This window comes from Sphingomonas sp. Marseille-Q8236 (assembly GCF_965112005.1).
The window spans coordinates 92,161-109,711 of the sequence record NZ_CBCOPO010000002.1 but is presented as its reverse complement, the minus strand read 5'-3'; the positions used below and the strand labels follow the sequence as shown (position 1 = coordinate 109,711).

Here is a 17,551-nt window from a genome sequence, read left to right as displayed (position 1 = left end):
CTCCTGTTCACCGGCAACAGAACGATGCCGGGGCGTCGGGGGTCCGTTCCGCGTGACGATCCTCGACTTGGGGGAATTGCCGTTCGCCACGCCGCTGCCTATGCCCGCGGCATGACCGACGTCCTGCACCTCGCCCAGTCCCTGATCCGCGCCGACAGCGTCACGCCCGCGCGGGGTCGCGTCTTCGACGTGCTGGAATCCGCATTGGAGCCGCTGGGCTTTGCCGTCGATCGCTTCACGGTCGGCGAGGCCCCCGATGGCCCGGTCGAGAATCTGCTGGCGACGCGGGCCGGTTCGGGACCGCATCTCGCCTTTGCCGGACATGTCGACGTCGTTCCCGCTGGTGATGGGTGGCAGGGCTCCCCCTTTTCCGGCGAGGTGCGGGACGGCCTGCTCTTCGGGCGCGGCGCGGTGGATATGAAGGGCGCGGTCGCCGCCTTCGTCGCGGCGCTTCCCGCCACGCCCGGCATCCCCCTGTCGCTGATCATCACCGGCGACGAGGAAGGCCCCGCCATCTATGGCACCCGCGCGCTGATCGACCGGATGGCCGAGCGGGGCGTGGCTCCCGACCTGTGCCTGGTCGGCGAGCCGACTTCCGCACACCGGCTGGGCGACATGATGAAGATCGGGCGGCGGGGTTCGGTCAATATCTGGATCACCGTGCCCGGGCGGCAGGGGCATGTCGCCTATCCGCATCTGGCCGACAATCCGATCACCCCGCTGGTCGCGATCCTGGCGGAGATCGAGGCGGTGACGCTCGACACCGGCAATGCCTGGTTCCAGCCATCCAATATCGAGATCACCGACCTGCATGTCGGCAATCCGGCGCACAATGTCATTCCGGGGTCGGCGCAGGCGCGGCTGTCGATCCGCTTCAACGACGAACAGCGCGGCCAGGCGCTGATCGAGCGGATCACCGCGATCGCCCGATCCCATGCCCCCGCCGCGCAGGTGACGGGACGCATTTCGGGCGAGGCGTTCCTGACCCAGCCGGGATCATTCTCCACAATGATCGCCGACGCCATCCGTGCCGAGACCGGGATCGAGCCCGAGCTGTCGACGACCGGCGGGACCTCCGACGCACGCTTCCTGTCGAAGCTCTGTCCGACGGTGGAGTTCGGGCTGCTCAACGCGACGATGCACAAGGTGGACGAGGCGGTGGCGGTCGAGGATCTTTATGCGCTGACCCGCATCTATGCCGGCGTCATCGCTCGCGCGGGCGCCTGAAGACAATATAGAGCGCGCCCTGTCCGCCATGCCGGGGATGTGCGTTTCGGATCGCCGCGATCGCATCGGCGTGGCGCGATGCACCCAGCCAGTCGCTGATCGCGGCACGGATCGCGCCGCGCGCATGGGGTCGCTCGCTTTCGGGACGCGGCGGCTTGCCCGTGACGAGCAGCAGCACCCGGTCGCCGCGCGCAATGGCCCGCCCCAGCCCCTGGTCGAGCATGGCATGGGCCGAGGCCAGCGTATGACCATGGAGATCGAGCGAACTGTCGGGCATCACGCTGCCCCGCGACAGCCTTTTGTCCCAACCGCCGTCCAGCGTCTCACCCGGCCCCTTTTTGGGCGCGGCCGGAACGGACGCCGGCTGGCGCAGCGGCGGTACCCGGCCTTTCACCCGCACCTTGGGCGCACCCGGCGTTTCTTGGAGCACCGCCTCCATGGTGGGCGGCGGAGGTGCGGGACGCGCGGGGACGACGGCGGCGCGCAGCGGACGCACCGTCTCCATCACCCGCGCCCAGAGTTGCGCTTCGTCAGGGTTGAGGGGTCGCACCGATGGTCCCGTTCGGGCTGGCGATCCCGGCCCGCGCCAGCGTGCCGATCGGCAGCAGCAGGAACGCCGTGCCCCGTGCCGACATGCCGCCCGCCACTGCCCGCGCCGTCTCCCCCGCACCCCAGAAGGTGTCGAAGCGGTTGGATCCCTTGATCGCGCCGCCCGTGTCCTGCGCGACCCACAGGCCGGTCGCGTCCTGCCGGTCCATCGACAGGAAGACGGGCGCACCCAGCGGCACGAATTTGGGGTCGGCGGCGGCGCTGACCTGCCCCGTCACCGCATAGCCCATCGCCCCCTGCGGGGCGCCGGACAATTCGCGGAAGAAGACGAAGCTCTTATTCTCCCGCATGATCGCCCGGCCCTCTTCGGGGTGGTCGTGCAGCCACTGCACGATCCCCTGCATCGAGGTCTGGCCGGGACCCAGCAGGCCGCGTGCCTTCATCAGCGCGCCGATACCGGTGTAATCGCGGCCATTCTGGCTGTCATAGCCGATCCGCATGATCCCGCCATCGGGCAGCCGCAGCCGCCCCGAGCCCTGGATCTGCAGGAAGAACACCTCGATCGGGTCCGCGCCCCAGGCCAGGATCGGCGCACGGCCCGCCAGCGAGCCCTGCTCGATCGCGGTTCGGTCGTCATAGGGGACGAGGTTGGTGCCCTGCACCTTGCCGCGAACCTTCTTGCCCTTCAGATCGGTCGAGAAGGCGCCGAGATCGACGTCGATCAGGTCGCGCGGCCGCGCATAGATGGGCACTTCGTAACCCGAACGCCGATCCCGCGATCCGGCGATTTCAGGCTCGTAATAGCCGGTGGCGAGCGAACGCCCGTCGCCGACCTGCACCGCCTCGAAATAGCGTGCGAAAAAGTCGCGGGCGCCGCCGTTCGGCACGTTGGCGGCAGCCTGGCAGGCAGGCTGCCAATCGGTACCCTGGGTCAAGCCGCTGGTGTCGGTACGCCGCATCAGGCCGGGGCAGGACAGCAGGAACGCCGCCCGTGCCGCCTCCGCCTGGGGTTCGGTCATCGGCAGGGTGGCGACCGCCGGTCCGGCGATCAGTCCCGCCTGCGCGGCATTGGTCGCCCCCGGCACGGCGGCCACCGGGGTCGCGGGCAGCGGCGTAGACGGCAGGATGCGTACCGGCCCCGAAGGCACACGCGAAACGCTGGGGCCGTTCGGTTGCACCGCCGACCCGCCGGCCTGGGGGCGCGGCACCGGACGGGTGGATGGCTGATGTGGCGCGCGCGACGGATAGTCACCGGACGCACCGGGCGGCACGATCCGACCGGCACAGGCCGAAACGCTGATCGAAAGCGCGACGATCGCCGCGACGCGAAACCCTTTCAAGGCCCCCTATCCCCCCGTAACCGCGTCAGGCTTCGTCGGTATCGACAAGCTTCCAGTTCGGGTCGCCGCTCTTCAGCGTGCGGGCGAAGGTCCAGACGTCATGGGTCTCGACCGCATCGCTCAGCGAACCGGCGATGACATGGCCTTCGGCATCGCGCGTGATGGCGGCGATGTCGGCGTCGAAGCGGACGGTGATCCGCGCCTGGCGGCCCTCGACCTGGGCGTCGACGATCCTGGCGCTGTCGACGCGGATCAGGCGGTTGTCGAGCGTCTGCCCGGCCTCGCGCCGCTGCTCGATCGCTTCGGAGAAGGCGGCCAGCACGTCCGCCTCGACCAGATCGGCCAGCGCGTCCTCATCGCCCTTCCAGAATGCTTCCAGCGTCATGCGATAGGCCGCCTGCGCACCGCCTAGGAACTGGGTCACGTCGAAACCCGGCTCGCCCGAAATCACCGAGCGCAGTCCCTGCTCGGCGCGCGGATCGATGTTGCGGTTCACCACCGGCACCGTTCCCTGTGCGGCCTCCGTCGTGCGCGGCAGCGTCACCGGCAGCGGGCGATCGTCCGCACTGCGCGGCAGCGGCTGCTGTTCATGGCCGGTACGCTTGCCCAGCACGCTGTACAGCCGCAATGCCAGGAAGAGCGCGACCATCGCGAGAAGAACGACGTAGAATAACAACACAGGCGCCTTTCACTATCAGGACCGATATAGGCGCACGGGCCGACAATGAAAACCCGCGCTCCCGACAGAAGAGGGCAAGGTTGAATCCGTGCCTGCCCGCTGCTACGCGCAACGGCCATTGGGCCGAACGCGCGAACCCGCCCTTTCGGTTCCCTACTCCCCTTGATCTCACGCAAGAAGGTATCGACGATGGACGAACAGGGTTTGCCGCAAGGCTTCGAAGCGCCGACCGGCGAGGGCGAGGACGCCGGTCCCGCCGCCGGTCTGATCTCGCAATATGTGAAGGACTTGTCGTTCGAGAACCCGAACGCGCCCGGCATCTATCAGGCGCAGGCCGCGCCGGGCATCGACGTGCAGTTCAACATCGCCGCCAGCCAGGTGGGCGAGGAAGTCCATGAGCTGGTCCTGAAGATCGAGGTTCGCGCCGAGTCCGAGGGCAAGACCGCCTTCATCGTCGACCTGAGCTATGCGGGCCTGTTCGGTTTCCGCAACGTGCCCGTCGATCAGATCCAGCCCTTCATGCTCGGTGAAGCGCCGCGCCTGCTCTTCCCCTTCGCGCGTCGCGTGCTCGCCGATGCGGTCCGTGACGGCGGCTTCCCGCCGCTGATGCTGGAGCCGATCGACTTCGCCCAGCTCTATCTCCAGCAGGCCGAGGCGCAGGCGGGCACCGCCCAGCCCAACACCCCGGAAACCGGCCACGCCTGATCCGGCCCGATCGATGAACCTGACCAAGGCGCTGGGCTCGGTCGGCGGGCTGACTCTGGCCAGCCGCGTGCTTGGTCTGGTTCGCGATTCGCTGTTCTTCCGCTTCGTGGGGGCGAATTTCGCTTCCGACGCGTTCCAGATCGCGTTTCGCCTGCCCAACATGTTCCGCGCCCTCTTCGCGGAGGGCGCCTTTTCCGCCGCCTTCATCCCGATGTTCAACCGCAAGGTGGCGGAGGGTGACAAGACCGAGGAAGGGTCCGGGCTGGCGCACGGCCTCGCCTTTGCCGAGCACGCATTGTCGGTCCTGTTGCCGGTCCTGATCGTCATGACCGCGCTGGTCGAGCTGGCGGCCTGGCCGGTCACCTGGATCCAGACCTTCGGCTATGGCAAGGGAAGCCCCGCGCAGTTCGACTATATCGTCCTGCTCAACCGGCTGACCTTTCCCTATCTGCTGTTCATCAGCCTGGTGTCGTTGCTGGGCGGCATCCTCAATTCGCTTCACCGTTTCTGGGTGAATGCGGCCGCCCCGATCCTGCTCAACCTGACGCTGATCGTCGCGCTGCTGTTCTTTCACACGCATGACCCGATGGCGACCGCGCGCAATCAGGCGATCGCGGTATCGGTCGCGGGGTTGTTGCAATTCGTCTGGCTCTGGTGGGCCTGTCGTCGCGCAGGCGTGCGGCTGAAGCTGAGATGGCCCGTCATCAACGACGACGTCAAACGGCTGATGAAGCTGATCCTGCCCGCCGCCGCCGGTGCGGGGGCGGTGCAGATCAATCTGGTCATCTCGACCGCACTGGCCGCACGCTTCCTGCCGGCCGGCTCGGTGTCCTATATCTACGCCGCCGACCGGCTGAACCAGTTGCCGCTGGGGCTGATCGGCATCGGCCTCGGCACCGTCCTGCTCCCCACCGTCTCGCGCCTGCTCGGTGCGGGGCGCGAGGTCGAGGCCATGGAGACGCAGAACCGGGGCATGGAGCTGGCGCTGCTGCTCACCCTGCCCGCGACGGTCGCGCTGATCGTCTGCGGCCAGCCGATCGTCGCCGCGCTGTTCGAGCATGGCAAGTTCACCGCGACCAACAGCTATTATACCGCGCAAGCGCTGGCGGCCTTCTCGATCGGCCTGCCCAGCTATATCCTGGTGAAGGTGCTGACCCCGGGCTATTATGCGCGCGCCGATACCCGGACGCCGGTGCGCTATGCGACCTGGTCGATGCTGGTCAATCTGGTGCTCAACCTGATCTTCATCTGGTGGCTGGGGCATATGGGCCCGCCGCTCGCCACCGCGATCGCCTCCACGGTCAACGTCGTGCTGCTCTATCGCACGCTGGCGAAGCGGGGGCATTTCGTCGCGGATGCGCAGTTGCGGCGACGCAGCTGGCGGATGGGCGTGGCCGCGCTGCTGATGGGCGGGGCGATGGCGCTGCTCAACGAACGGTTCCAGCCCTATGTCACCGGCACCAATGTGGAGCGCTGGGGCGCACTCCTCCTACTGGTCGCGACGGGCGTGCTCGTCTATGCGGTGGCCAGTTTCGCCACCGGGGCCTTCCGGGCAGCGGACATCAAGCGGCTCGTTCGCCGCAACTCTTGAGGACCATCATGCGCGTTGTTTCCGGCATCAAGCCCACGGGCAATCTCCATCTCGGCAATTATCTGGGCGCCGTGAAGCAGTGGGTGGCGATGCAGGACGACATCCAGTCCCAGGGTGGCGAGACCATGTACTTCATCGCCGACCTGCACGGCCTGACCGAATGGATCGCGCCCGCCGACATGGCCGCGAACACCATCGAGATGACCGCGACGCTGATCGCGGCCGGGATCGATCCCGAACGCTCGATCCTGTTCAACCAGACCCGCGTGCCCCAGCATAGCGAGCTGGGCTGGCTGCTGAACAATGTCGCGCGCGTCGGCTGGCTGAACCGGATGACCCAGTTCAAGGACAAGGCGGGCAAGAATCGCGAGGGTGCCAGCGTCGGCCTGTACGATTATCCGGTGCTGATGGCCGCCGACGTGCTGCTCTACAACGCCACGCACGTTCCGGTGGGCGAGGACCAGAAGCAGCATCTGGAACTGGCCCGCGACATCGCGACCAAGTTCAACAACGACTATGAGCGCGAGGTCTTCACCCTGCCCCAGCCCCTGATCAGCAAGGCGGCGCCGCGCATCATGAGCTTGCGCGATGGCGCGTCGAAGATGTCGAAGTCGAATCCGTCGGAAATGTCGCTGGTCAAGCTGATCGACAGCGATGAGGTGATCGCGGAGAAGTTCCGCAAGGCCAAGACCGATCCCGACGTCCTGCCCGAGACGCTGGACGGGCTGGAAGGCCGGGCCGAGGCCCGCAATCTGGTCACCATCTATGCCGCCCTGTCGGACCGCGAGCCCGCCGACGTGCTGGCGCAGTTCGCGGGCAAGGGCTTCGGCGCGTTCAAGCCCGAGCTGGCGGACCTTGCGGTTGCCACGCTGGGTCCGATCCGCGAGCGGTTGACCCGGCTGCTCGACGATCGTGGCGAGGTGGGGCGCATCCTAGAGCGTGGCGCCGAGAAGGCGCGCGATCTGGCCGCGCCGATGCTGCTCGACGTGCAGCGGACCATGGGCCTGCAAATCTGATGCCCCCCGGCCCCGTCACCCGCATCATGGTGATGGGGCCGCCGGGCAGCGGCAAGTCGACGCTGGCCCGGCAATTGAGCCAACGCCTGGCCCTGCCTGTTTGGCACGCCGATGCGCTGTTCCATGGTCCCGGCTGGGTCGCCCGGCCAAGGGATGCATTCGTCGCCGATCTGGCGGCGATCGCCGCACAACCCCGATGGGCCATCGACGGCAACTATTCCCATGCCCGCTATGGGCCTGCGATGGACGAGCGACTGGCACGGGCGGATCGGATCATCCTGCTCGATCTGCCGCGCCGCGTGACCATCCCGCGTATCCTGCGGCGCGTGGCGCGCTATCGAGGGCAGGTCCGACCCGATAGCGCACCCGAATGCCCGGAACGGCTGGATCTGGCGTTCCTGATATATTGCTGGCGCTGGCGACGCGCCGTGCGGCCGGGGCTCGTACAGCTGCTGGAGGTCGCCGGGGAACGGGCGCTCCGCTACGGGCGGGCGCCGACGCTCGCGCGTGTCCTGGCCGATCTGGGGTGAATAGACGAGCGAAGTCGAAGGCCACGCCCCCGCCCGCTCGGCGGAACCTCAGCCCTCCAGTTCCTTCATCAGCACCCGCACCGCATTGTCGATATCGCGGTCGGTGTCGCGCAGTTCCTCGATCTTGCGCACCGCATAGATCACGGTCGAATGGTCGCGTCCGCCGAACTTGCGGCCGATCTCGGGCAGCGAGCGGGTGGTCAGGCGCTTGGCCAGATACATGGCGATCTGGCGCGGGCGCGCGATGGCGCGGGCGCGGCGGGCCGAAACCAGATCGAGCGGCTTCAATTCGAAATGGCGGCTGACCAGCTTCTGGATCTCATCGATGGTGATCCGCCGCTGCGCGCCCCGAAGCACCTCGCCCAGCGTCGCGACCGCAAATTCCAGATCGATCTTGTCGCCGGTCAGCTGCGCATAGGCGACGACCCGGTTCAGCGCGCCTTCGAGTTCGCGGATATTGCCGCGAATCCGCGAGGCGAGCAGATCGAGCACATCGGTCGGAACCTCGATCTCGGGCAGGTCGGCGACCTTGCGGTTCAGAATCGTGCGGCGCAGCGTCAGGTCGGGCGCCTTGATGTCCGCGACCAGCCCCGCGCCGAGACGCCCGATGATCCGCGGCTCCACCCCGTCGAGCGACTGGGGCGAACGATCGGCGGAGATGACCAGCCGCTTGCCCGCACCCACCAGTTCGTTGACCGTGTGGAAGAATTCTTCCTGCGTCGAATCCTTGCCCGCGATGAACTGAAGATCGTCGATCAGCAGCAGGTCGGCCGAGCGCAGCCGCGACTTGAAGCTGAAGGTATCGCGCGCGCGCATCGCCGCGACGAAATCGAACATGAAGCGCTCCGCCGACATGCACAGCACGATCGCATCGGGATGCGACTCGAGAAAGGCATGGGCGATGGCATGCATCAGGTGGGTCTTGCCCTGCCCGGTACCGCCGTGGAGGAAAAGCGGGCTGAAACGCGGCGGGCCCGGCTCGGCCAGCGACAGCGCGGCGTTGAACGCCACCCGGTTGGACGAGTCGACCACGAAACGGTCGAAGGTCAGGCGCGGATCGAGCGGCGGACGATCGCTGGGGACGCGAAGCGCAGGCGCCGGGGCGGCCGCAGCGACCGGGCTGGCGGACTTTGCCGCGCTCCGCGCCGCCGAACGGGTGGCCGGTGCGGGGGCCTCGACGACAGCGGGGGCCGCCCGCTTACGCGGGGCGGGCTCGGCGAACAGCGATGGCTGCTCGTCATCCTCGACCGGCTGTGGCTGCGGCTGTTCGTTACGCGCGACCACGCGCAGCGGCGTGGCTTCCAGCGACTCGGTGGTCAGTCGGGCCACCTTGCTGGGCGCACGGGTTTCGATGAGCACGGCGCGCACCTCTGGCAGCACGGCCTTGAATTCCAGGTGGAGGCGGTCCGCATAATGGCTGCGCACCCAATTGGTCGCGAAAGCCGAAGGAAGCGCCAGGCGGACCGTATCGGGCTCGTCACCCTCGATCAGTTCCATCGGCTTCAACCACTGGTCGAACAGACGCGCACCCGCCGATTCGCGCAGGTTCGCGCGGACGCGCGCCCAGGCACGAGCCTGGTCCGTCGTCGGACGCGTTGCCTGCCAATTCGTCACCAGCGCACTCCAATCATGCCGACCGCGATGATGCGGACGGACCCCGTTCCAATCGGCGACAAGAACCCCATGGGCGAATCAAACGGATCCGGCCCGGTTATGCCACTTCGCTATGTCCATGACGCGGGCATGAAGCACCGCTGCTGGGATACCGATTATGAGCCATGACGGGGTCCGATCAAGACCGTGTCCGGCCATAAATCTGAAATAAACCGGATTGACAGGGCAAAGCCCGCAGAATCCCGTCAAACAATCTCATAACTAACTGATATTACACGAAATTAACCCGAGCCCTCGGATGCCCCCAAAAGTCCGAATCACTCGAATCGCGGATTATCCTCGCGTTGCACGAAACGCCGGATGGTTCCCCGAAATCGAGTCCGTAAAAACCCTTAACATGCCTCGCGCGCACACGAAAAAACCCGCCGGGGGACCGCCCCCGGCGGGTTTCATTCGTCGCGGTAACCGAGAGGCTTTTAGGCCAGCGCGGCGATGCGCTTGGTCAGGCGCGAGAACTTGCGCGCCACAGTGTTCTTGTGAAGCACGCCCTTGGCGACGCCGCGTGCCATTTCGGGCTGCGCCGCGGCCAGAGCGACCGTCGCGGTTTCCTTGTCGCCCGCGGCCAGAGCGGCCTCGACCTTCTTCACGAAGGTACGGATGCGGCTGACGCGGTTGCCGTTGATGACGGCGCGACGCTCGTTGCGACGGATACGCTTTTTGGCCTGCGGCGTGTTCGCCATGAAAACCTCTAAATCTCGATCAAAAGGGATAGCGGCGCGACGCACCAGCTTTGAAGCCGCGCCCCTTACCGGTTGGTGCGCCGTCCGTCAACTGCGCTGGCAGGTAGCGCACCAGAAAGTCGACCGCCCCGAGTCGGTTCGCCGCCGGACGATCGCGCCGCATTCGCAGGCCTCGCCCTCTCGGCCATAGACCCGCCATTCCTTGGAGAAATAGCCCAATTCGCCATCGGGCCGGACATAATCGCGCAGCGACGATCCCCCCGCTAGGATCGCGGCCTCCAGCACGGTTCGGATCGCCTCGACCAACCGCACGAGTCGCGCCCGCGAAATCTGCCCGCCCGCGCGCCCGGGCGTGATCTTCGCCATGTGCAGCGCCTCGCACACATAGATATTGCCGAGTCCCGCGACGATCCGCTGGTCGAGCAGCATCGCCTTGATCGGCGCCGAGCGCCCCTCCAGCGCCGCCGCCAGATAATCGGCGGTGAAGTCGGGGCCGAGCGGCTCGGGCCCCATGGCGAGGAAGGGCGGATAGCCAGCCAGATCGGCCGTCGGCCAGAGATCGACAAAGCCGAATCGCCGTGGATCGTTCAGCGCCAGCCGCCGCCCTGCCCCCGTTTCCAGCAGCAGATGGTCGTGCGCCAGCGGCTCACCCGGATCGATCCGCCAGCGCCCCGACATACCCAGATGAAAGACCATGGTGTCGCCGCGATCGGTGTCGATCAGGCCATATTTGGCGCGACGCCCCAGCGCCGTGACCCGCGCGCCCGTCATTCGCTGGCGCAGCTCGGCGGGGAACGGGCGACGCAGGTCGGCGCGGCGCGGCTCGACCAGCGTCAACCGCTCGCCCGACAGCACCGGCGTCAGGCCGCGCACGGTGGTCTCTACCTCGGGAAGTTCGGGCATCGTCTCTCTGGAATGGCTTTCGTCGCCCAAACAGCTAGGTAGCGTTTGCCCCGCCAGCAAGGCCGGGCTAGGGCAAGACCATGAGCGATACCGTCTCCTTCGGCTATGAAGATGTGCCCCGCGACGAAAAGGCCGCCCGTGTCGGCGGCGTCTTCACCAACGTCGCCTCCAAATACGACCTGATGAACGACGCCATGTCGGGCGGCATGCACCGGCTATGGAAGGATCGCTTCGTCCGCCGGGTGAAGCCGCGCGCCAGCGACCAGATCCTCGACATGGCGGGCGGCACGGGCGACATCGCCTTCCGCCTGGCCGAATCGGGCGCGAGCATCACGGTGGCCGACATTAATCCGGCGATGCTGGAAGTCGGCATGAAGCGCGCGGCGGAGCGTGGGCTCGACGGCCTGGTCTGGACCGAGGCCAATGCCGAAGTACTGACCTTTCCCGACAAATTCTTCGACGCCTATACGATCGCGTTCGGCATCCGGAACGTCACCGACATTCCGGCCGCGTTGCGTGAGGCGCACCGGGTGCTGCGGCGCGGCGGGCGCTTCTTCTGCCTGGAATTTTCAACCACCGTCTGGCCGGGCTTCTCGGAAGTCTATGACGCCTATTCGCACAAGCTGGTGCCCAAGCTGGGCCAGATGCTGGCAGGCGATGCGGACAGCTATCGCTACCTAATCGAATCGATCCGTCGCTTCCCCGACATGCCGACCTTCGAGGGCATGATCCGCGAGGCCGGCTTTATCGAGACCAGGGTCGAGCCGATCATGGGCGGCCTGGTCGCGATCCATTCGGGTTGGAAGATTTGATGCAGGGACGTCCGGGCGGATTCGCCCTGTGACCCAGCCGGTGGTGCATCTGTGGCGTCTGCTCAAATGGGGGCGGACGCTGGCGCGGCATGGCGCGTTGCGCGGGATCGAGCGCGATCCCAACACGCCCGCGCCGGTGAGGCGGCTGGCGCGTGTCGCCCGGTTCGGTGCGCGCGTGCCTGCCAAGCCCGCCTATGCCGATGCGTTCCAGGCGATCGGCCCGGCCGCGATCAAGCTGGGCCAGACGCTGGCGACCCGTCCCGATCTGGTCGGCGACGATGCCGCGCACGATCTGCTGCGGCTTCAGGACCAGTTGCCTCCCGTCCCCTTCGCGACCATCTGCGCCGCGATGGAAGCCAGCATGGGCCGGCCGCCCTCGCACTTCTTTTCCTCGATCGAGGAGACGCCGGTTGGTGCCGCCTCGATCGCGCAGGTGCACCGTGCGGTGACGACCGATGGCCGGACGGTTGCGGTCAAGGTGCTGCGCCCCGGCGTCGAGGAAGACTTCGCCCGCGCCATCGACACCTATCAATGGGCCGCCGCGCAGGTCGAGGGGATGAGCGGCGAGGCCGCCCGCCTGCGCCCGCGCCTGACGGTCGAGAATTTCCGCCGGTGGACGCTGCGCGAACTCAACTTCCGGCGGGAAGCCGCCTCGGCCTCCGAACTCGCCGAGGCGATGACCGCCGAGCCCGATTTTATGGTGCCCCAGATCGACTGGGCGCGCTCGACCGCCAAGGTGCTGACGGTCGAATGGATTGACGGGATCAAGCTGTCCAACCGCCAGGCCTTGGTCGAGGCGGGGTATGACCTGCCGCACCTTGCCCAGACGCTGGTCCGCGCCTTTCTGCGCCAGGCGATCGCGGAAGGATTCTTCCATGCCGACATGCACCAGGGCAATCTCTTCGCCCTGCCCGGCAACAAGATCGCCGCGATCGACTTCGGCATCATGGGCCGGATCGACCGGCGCGCGCGCGTCTGGCTGGCCGAGATCCTCTATGGCCTGATCACCGGCAACTATAAGCGCGTCGCCGAAATCCATTTCGAGGCGGGCTATGTGCCCCCGCACCACAATGTCGCGGAGTTCGCCACCGCGCTGCGTGCCGTGGGCGAGCCGATGCGCGGACTGCCGGTCAAGGACATGTCGATCGGCATGATGCTGGACGGCCTGTTCTCGATCACCCGCGATTTCGACATGGTGACGCAGCCGCATCTGCTGTTGCTGCAAAAGACCATGGTGATGGTCGAGGGCGTGGCGACCAGCCTCGACCCCGACATCAACCTGTGGGACTCGGCCGCCCCCTTCGTACGCGAATGGATTCGTACCGAACTCGGCCCCGAAGCGAAGATCGCCGACCGGCTGATCGAGGATGTGCGCACCATCGCTCGCCTGCCCGATCTGGTCCGCCGGATCGAGGCGCGCTACCCCGCGCCGGGCGGCGAGCCCCCCGCTCCCCCGTTGAAGCAGATCGAAGTGGTGCGGATCGGCGGCGGCTGGCGTTATGCGCTTCTCTCGATGCTGTCGGCGGCGGCGGGCGTCGCGGCGACCCTGGCCGTGCTGCGGTGAGGATGCGGGGGTAAGGATGCCGGGCAGCGCGCCCTCCGCCCCCTCGCGCCGTACGACGCGACCGCTCTGGCTGGGTCAGCCGGGGCGGCTGTCGACCGTATCGCCATTGGCCGCGACGGGTATCCTCGCTCTGCTAATCCTGTTCGTGGCGATCGCGATCGGCACGCAAGCCATGGTCGAGCCGGTGGGCGACCATCTGTCGCCCGTGTCGCGCGCCATGCTGGATCATGTCCGGCACGGGCAATCCTTTTATTCGGCCGCGATCGACGCCTTGCGTGAGAATGGCCGGGCATTGCGGCCTGCGCTCATCGCCGTGCCCCTGCCCGCGCTGACCGTGACGCTGGCGGCCCTGCCCGAAATGGTGGGACAGGGGCTGATGGTGATGCTGGGCGTGGCGGTGCTGGCGAGCTGGCTGCGCCGGGTCGCACCGGTCATCAGCCATCACGGTCCCCTGATCCTTGCGGCGATCCTTTTGGCGGCGGGTCTCTATCCGCTGATCGACCGGGCGATGGCGGCCGTGCCGGAGGCGTGGGCGGCGATGCTGATCGCCCTGTCGCTGGTGCAGCGCCGCCCCGAGGGAAGCCTCAGCGCCGTCGCGCTGGGTTTGGCGGCGATGATCCTCAGCCCGGTGGCATTGCTTCACGGCATGGTCATGCTGGCGCTGGCGTGGCAGGCCGAAGCGCGGCGGGAGGCGATCGGCTGGATAGTCGCACTCGCCATCGCGCTGCTGATATTGGCGGCCCATGCCCATGCGCTGAATGATCTGGTCAGCGCCGCCGATCCCGCCATGGGCTCCCCCTTTTTCGTGCTCGCGCCCGGTAGCTGGGTGGCGAGTCTCGCCTCGATCAACGCTGTCGGTTTCCTGCCGATGGTGCTGGTCGTGCCTCTGAGCGCGCTGGCGGCGCTGGGCTGGGCGAATTGGCGGCAGGCGCTCGCGCGGCGGGCGGGCATGACGATGCTGGCCTATGGAGTGGCGGCGCTGCTGACTGGAGCCCCGGCGATGATGCTGGGACTTTCCCCGTTGTTCTTTCTGGGCGTCGTCTTCGCCCCCGATGCGGTACGCGAGCTGATCGTCGCCGCACGCGACCGGCGGCGCATCACCGTGACGCGAGTCGTGCGATGAGCCATATCCTGTTGATCGTCGGCGGCGGCATCGCCGCCTATAAAAGCTGCGAACTGATCCGCCTGCTCCGCAAGAAGGGGCACAGCGTCCGCTGCGTTCTGACCGAGGGGGGCAGCCACTTCGTCACCCCCATGACGCTGGCTGCGTTGTCGGAAAACCAGGTCTTCACCACCCTGTGGGATCTGAAGGACGAGGCGGAGATGGGCCATATCCAGCTTAGCCGCGAAGCCGATCTGGTCGTGGTGTCGCCCGGCACCGCCGACCTGATGGCACGGATGGCGAACGGGTCGGCGGACGATCTGGCGACGACCCTGTTGCTGGCCACCGATACGCCGGTGCTGGTCGCCCCCGCGATGAACGTCCGCATGTGGCTTCATCCGGCGACCCAGCGCAACGTGGCACGGCTGCGGGCGGACGGGGTGGCGGTGATGACGCCCGACGAAGGCGCGATGGCATGCGGCGAATTCGGCCCCGGCCGCCTGCCCGAGCCGCCCGCCATCCTGGCGGCGATCGAAGCCGCGCTCGCCCCCGCCCCCGGCCCGCTGACCGGGCGGCATGTCCTGGTCACCGCCGGGCCGACGCATGAGCCGATCGACCCGGTCCGCTACATCGCCAACCGCTCCTCGGGCCGACAGGGTTTCGCGATCGCCGGGGCACTGGCCCGGCTGGGCGCGCGGGTGACCCTGGTGGCGGGGCCGGTGGCGCTGGCGACTCCGGCGGGCGTGACGCGAGTCGATGTCGAGACCGCCCGGCAAATGGCGGCCGGGGTCGAGGCCGCGCTGCCCGCCGATGCCGCCGTGATGGTCGCCGCCGTCGCCGACTGGCGAGTCGAGGCGGCAGGGCAGAAGGTGAAAAAAGATGGCGGCGCTGCGCCGGCACTTACCCTGGTCGAAAATCCCGACATTCTCGCCACCGTCGCTTCTTCCCCCAACCGCCCCCCACTGGTCGTCGGCTTCGCGGCGGAGACCGAGAATGTCATCGACCATGCCGTCGCCAAGCGTGCACGCAAGGGCGCAGACTGGATCGTCGCCAATGATGTATCGGGCGATGTGTTCGGGGGCGACGCCAACCGCGTTCACCTGATCACCGCCGATGGCGTCGAAAGCTGGGAGCGGATGGGCAAGGACGATGTCGCCAAGGGGCTCGCACAACGTATCGCCGATGCGCTACAAGCACGGCCATGACGCTTGATCCAATCTCCATTGCCGTCAAACGCTTGCCCCATGGCGAAGGGCTTCCGCTTCCCGCTTATGCCACGTCCGGGGCGGCGGGCATGGACGTGGTCGCGGCCGAGACGCTGACCCTGCTGCCCGGCAAGCGCGCTGCCGTCGCGACCGGTTTCGCCATCGCCATCCCGCCGGGTTACGAAGTGCAGGTTCGCCCGCGATCCGGCCTGGCGCTGAAGAACGGCATCACCTGCCTCAACACGCCGGGTACGATCGACGAGGATTATCGCGGCGAGGTGAAGGTGATCCTCGCCAACCTGGGGGACGAATCGTTCGAGGTGGTACGCGGCGAGCGTATCGCGCAACTCGTTCCCGCCCCCGTGCAACGCACGACCCTGACCCTGGTCGAAGAGCTTGAGGAGACTCAGCGGGGTGCCGGGGGATTTGGATCGACCGGGCGATGATCGCACTGTCGCTGCTCGCCGCCGTGTTGCAGGCCACCGCACCGACGCCGCCCGTGCCGACGCCTGCCGAGCCGCCGCACGACTGGTCGACCCTCGCGGCGATCACCCTGCCCCCCGCCGGGCCCGAACTGGTGCGCTTCGTTCGCGAGGAAGTCGCCTCCGGGCGGTGCCCGCGAGCGAAGGCCACGGACGAACAGATGGTGCTGGTGGTCCCCCTTGCCGTGAGGGTCGGACCGGATGGCATCGCGAACAGCGTGGTGCCGCTCGCCATCGGTTGCCCGACGGTCGAGCAATATAGCGCGGGCGTGGCGCAGCGGATGATCCGCCACCTGACGCACCGCACGATGATGGCGGGCGATCGCTGGTATCGTACGGTCATCACCTATACATGGCCGGGATGATCCTGACCGACGACGAACTTGCCCGCTATGCCCGTCATATCGTGTTGCGGGAATTCGGCGGCGGCGGCCAGATGCGGTTGAAGCAGGCGACGGTCGCGGTGATCGGCGCGGGCGGGATTGGATCGCCCGCCATCCAGTATCTAGCCGCCGCCGGGATCGGATCGCTGATCCTGATCGACGACGATGTGGTCGAGCCGTCCAACCTGCAACGCCAGACCATCTTTGCCACCGATGATCGTGGCACCCCCAAGGTCGATGCCGCCGCCGCCCATGTCGCGCGGCTGAACCCGCATGTCGCGGTCAGCGTCCACCGCACGCGGGTGACGGCGGACAATGTGGATGCGCTGATCGACGGTGCCGATGTCGTGCTGGACGGCTGCGACAATTTCGCGACGCGGCTGGCGGTGGCCGATGCGGCGCTGGCTAATCGCATCCCCCTCGTCTCGGCGGCGGTGGGACAATTTGAGGGGCAATTGGCGGTCTATCGCGGATGGGAGGCGGACAAGCCCTGTTACCGCTGCTTCGTCGGCGATACGGCCGATCAGGCGGGGCTGACCTGTGCCGATGACGGGGTGCTGGGACCGGTGACGGGGGTGATGGGCAGCCTTGCCGCACTGGAGACGCTGCGCGCGGTAGCACCTTTTGGCCGCGACAGCGCGGGCAGCATCCTGATCGCGGACATGCTGACCATGCGGTTCCGGACATTGTCGTTGCCCAAGGACCCCGGATGCCGGTGCCGCCACGCCATCGCGGCGTCGCAGTGAAGGCCGCCCCGCCCCCGTCTCCGCCCCCCGGCTGGCTCGACTGGACCGGAGACAAGGGCTGGATCGGTAAGATCACCGGCCTGCCCGATTCGGCGCTGCATGCGCATTTCGGGATGGCGATCCTGGTGCTCACCGCGCTCGTCCTGCGTCGGGCCCCGTGGCATTGGCGATGCTGGCTGACCGTATTGGCGATCGAGACGCTGAACGAAGCCTATGACCTGCTCCAGCCCTTCTACCCGACGGACGAGGGGAACCTCGCGGCCAGCTGGTCTGACATGTGGGCGACGATGTTGTGGCCCACCGTGATCCTGCTGACCTTCCGCTGGCTCGGTCGGCGCGGCAAGCGGCGGTAGGACTTGCCTC

At 67.6% G+C, this 17,551-nt stretch carries 19 protein-coding genes; 13 read left to right on the top strand and 6 right to left on the bottom strand.

The features are described 5' to 3' along the window. Positions 1-111 precede the first annotated feature (111 nt). Positions 112-1,227 (top strand): succinyl-diaminopimelate desuccinylase, encoded by a 1,116-nt coding sequence (gene dapE / locus ACWPWT_RS12945; protein ID WP_454280013.1) that lies wholly within the window; start codon positions 112-114, stop codon positions 1,225-1,227. On the opposite strand, the gene ACWPWT_RS12940 is transcribed toward dapE, so the two are convergent. The 3 genes from ACWPWT_RS12940 to ACWPWT_RS12930 are packed head-to-tail and all read right to left on the bottom strand — an operon-like array spanning position 1,205 to position 3,792. After that, positions 1,205-1,732 carry a Smr/MutS family protein gene (locus ACWPWT_RS12940; protein ID WP_454280967.1) on the bottom strand — a complete coding sequence of 176 codons (528 nt, stop codon included), beginning with the start codon at positions 1,730-1,732 and terminating at the stop codon, positions 1,205-1,207. The two genes, dapE and ACWPWT_RS12940, sit on opposite strands and share 23 nt — an antisense overlap. 25 nt (positions 1,733-1,757) lie before the next feature. Next, a complete protein-coding gene (locus ACWPWT_RS12935; RefSeq protein ID WP_454280012.1) occupies positions 1,758-3,116 on the bottom strand; it encodes an MltA domain-containing protein in 1,359 nt (452 codons plus the stop codon). A gap of 25 nt (positions 3,117-3,141) precedes the next feature. Next, positions 3,142-3,792 carry a Tim44/TimA family putative adaptor protein gene (locus ACWPWT_RS12930; protein ID WP_454280966.1) on the bottom strand — a complete coding sequence of 217 codons (651 nt, stop codon included), beginning with the start codon at positions 3,790-3,792 and terminating at the stop codon, positions 3,142-3,144. 192 nt (positions 3,793-3,984) lie between these two features. Between ACWPWT_RS12930 and secB the strand changes: the two genes are divergently transcribed. The 4 genes from secB to ACWPWT_RS12910 are packed head-to-tail and all read left to right on the top strand — an operon-like array spanning position 3,985 to position 7,637. Beyond that, positions 3,985-4,500, top strand: a complete 516-nt coding sequence (secB, locus tag ACWPWT_RS12925; RefSeq protein ID WP_261270204.1) for a protein-export chaperone SecB — start codon at positions 3,985-3,987, stop codon at positions 4,498-4,500. A gap of 13 nt (positions 4,501-4,513) precedes the next feature. After that, positions 4,514-6,091 (top strand): murein biosynthesis integral membrane protein MurJ, encoded by a 1,578-nt coding sequence (murJ, locus tag ACWPWT_RS12920; RefSeq protein ID WP_454280011.1) that lies wholly within the window; start codon positions 4,514-4,516, stop codon positions 6,089-6,091. 8 nt (positions 6,092-6,099) lie between these two features. Next, complete coding sequence (gene trpS, locus ACWPWT_RS12915) at positions 6,100-7,107, top strand: tryptophan--tRNA ligase (protein WP_454280010.1); 1,008 nt, start codon at positions 6,100-6,102, stop codon at positions 7,105-7,107. Next, positions 7,107-7,637: a topology modulation protein gene (locus tag ACWPWT_RS12910; protein ID WP_454280009.1), complete on the top strand. Its 531-nt coding sequence runs from the start codon at positions 7,107-7,109 to the stop codon at positions 7,635-7,637. The genes trpS and ACWPWT_RS12910 overlap by 1 nt, the downstream gene beginning before the upstream one ends. Positions 7,638-7,685: 48 nt before the next feature. Here ACWPWT_RS12910 and dnaA read toward each other — a convergent pair whose 3' ends face one another. From dnaA to mutM, 3 genes are all read right to left on the bottom strand, one after another. Then, positions 7,686-9,251 carry a chromosomal replication initiator protein DnaA gene (gene dnaA, locus ACWPWT_RS12905; protein ID WP_454280008.1) on the bottom strand — a complete coding sequence of 522 codons (1,566 nt, stop codon included), beginning with the start codon at positions 9,249-9,251 and terminating at the stop codon, positions 7,686-7,688. Positions 9,252-9,727: 476 nt separating this feature from the next. Beyond that, positions 9,728-9,991, bottom strand: coding sequence for a 30S ribosomal protein S20 (gene rpsT / locus ACWPWT_RS12900; RefSeq protein WP_007404699.1), 264 nt, complete (start codon positions 9,989-9,991; stop codon positions 9,728-9,730). Between the two features lie 87 nt (positions 9,992-10,078). Next, positions 10,079-10,894, bottom strand: a complete 816-nt coding sequence (mutM, locus tag ACWPWT_RS12895) for a bifunctional DNA-formamidopyrimidine glycosylase/DNA-(apurinic or apyrimidinic site) lyase (RefSeq protein ID WP_454280007.1) — start codon at positions 10,892-10,894, stop codon at positions 10,079-10,081. 80 nt (positions 10,895-10,974) lie between these two features. Between mutM and ACWPWT_RS12890 the strand changes: the two genes are divergently transcribed. The 8 genes from ACWPWT_RS12890 to ACWPWT_RS12855 are packed head-to-tail and all read left to right on the top strand — an operon-like array spanning position 10,975 to position 17,541. After that, positions 10,975-11,706: a class I SAM-dependent methyltransferase gene (locus ACWPWT_RS12890; RefSeq protein ID WP_454280006.1), complete on the top strand. Its 732-nt coding sequence runs from the start codon at positions 10,975-10,977 to the stop codon at positions 11,704-11,706. Positions 11,707-11,734: 28 nt separating this feature from the next. Continuing rightward, entirely contained in the window at positions 11,735-13,270 is a 1,536-nt protein-coding gene (gene ubiB / locus ACWPWT_RS12885; RefSeq protein WP_261270156.1) for a 2-polyprenylphenol 6-hydroxylase, read from the top strand. Positions 13,271-13,286: 16 nt separating this feature from the next. After that, positions 13,287-14,393: a hypothetical protein gene (locus tag ACWPWT_RS12880; RefSeq protein WP_454280005.1), complete on the top strand. Its 1,107-nt coding sequence runs from the start codon at positions 13,287-13,289 to the stop codon at positions 14,391-14,393. Then, a complete protein-coding gene (gene coaBC, locus ACWPWT_RS12875; protein WP_454280004.1) occupies positions 14,390-15,577 on the top strand; it encodes a bifunctional phosphopantothenoylcysteine decarboxylase/phosphopantothenate--cysteine ligase CoaBC in 1,188 nt (395 codons plus the stop codon). Before ACWPWT_RS12880 ends, coaBC begins: the two co-directional genes overlap by 4 nt. Further along, positions 15,574-16,023, top strand: a complete 450-nt coding sequence (dut, locus tag ACWPWT_RS12870; RefSeq protein ID WP_454280003.1) for a dUTP diphosphatase — start codon at positions 15,574-15,576, stop codon at positions 16,021-16,023. Before coaBC ends, dut begins: the two co-directional genes overlap by 4 nt. Beyond that, complete coding sequence (locus ACWPWT_RS12865) at positions 16,020-16,424, top strand: hypothetical protein (protein WP_454280002.1); 405 nt, start codon at positions 16,020-16,022, stop codon at positions 16,422-16,424. The genes dut and ACWPWT_RS12865 overlap by 4 nt, the downstream gene beginning before the upstream one ends. Further along, positions 16,421-17,188, top strand: coding sequence for a HesA/MoeB/ThiF family protein (locus ACWPWT_RS12860; RefSeq protein ID WP_454280965.1), 768 nt, complete (start codon positions 16,421-16,423; stop codon positions 17,186-17,188). The genes ACWPWT_RS12865 and ACWPWT_RS12860 overlap by 4 nt, the downstream gene beginning before the upstream one ends. Next, entirely contained in the window at positions 17,152-17,541 is a 390-nt protein-coding gene (locus tag ACWPWT_RS12855) for a hypothetical protein (RefSeq protein ID WP_454280001.1), read from the top strand. Before ACWPWT_RS12860 ends, ACWPWT_RS12855 begins: the two co-directional genes overlap by 37 nt. Positions 17,542-17,551 lie beyond the last annotated feature (10 nt).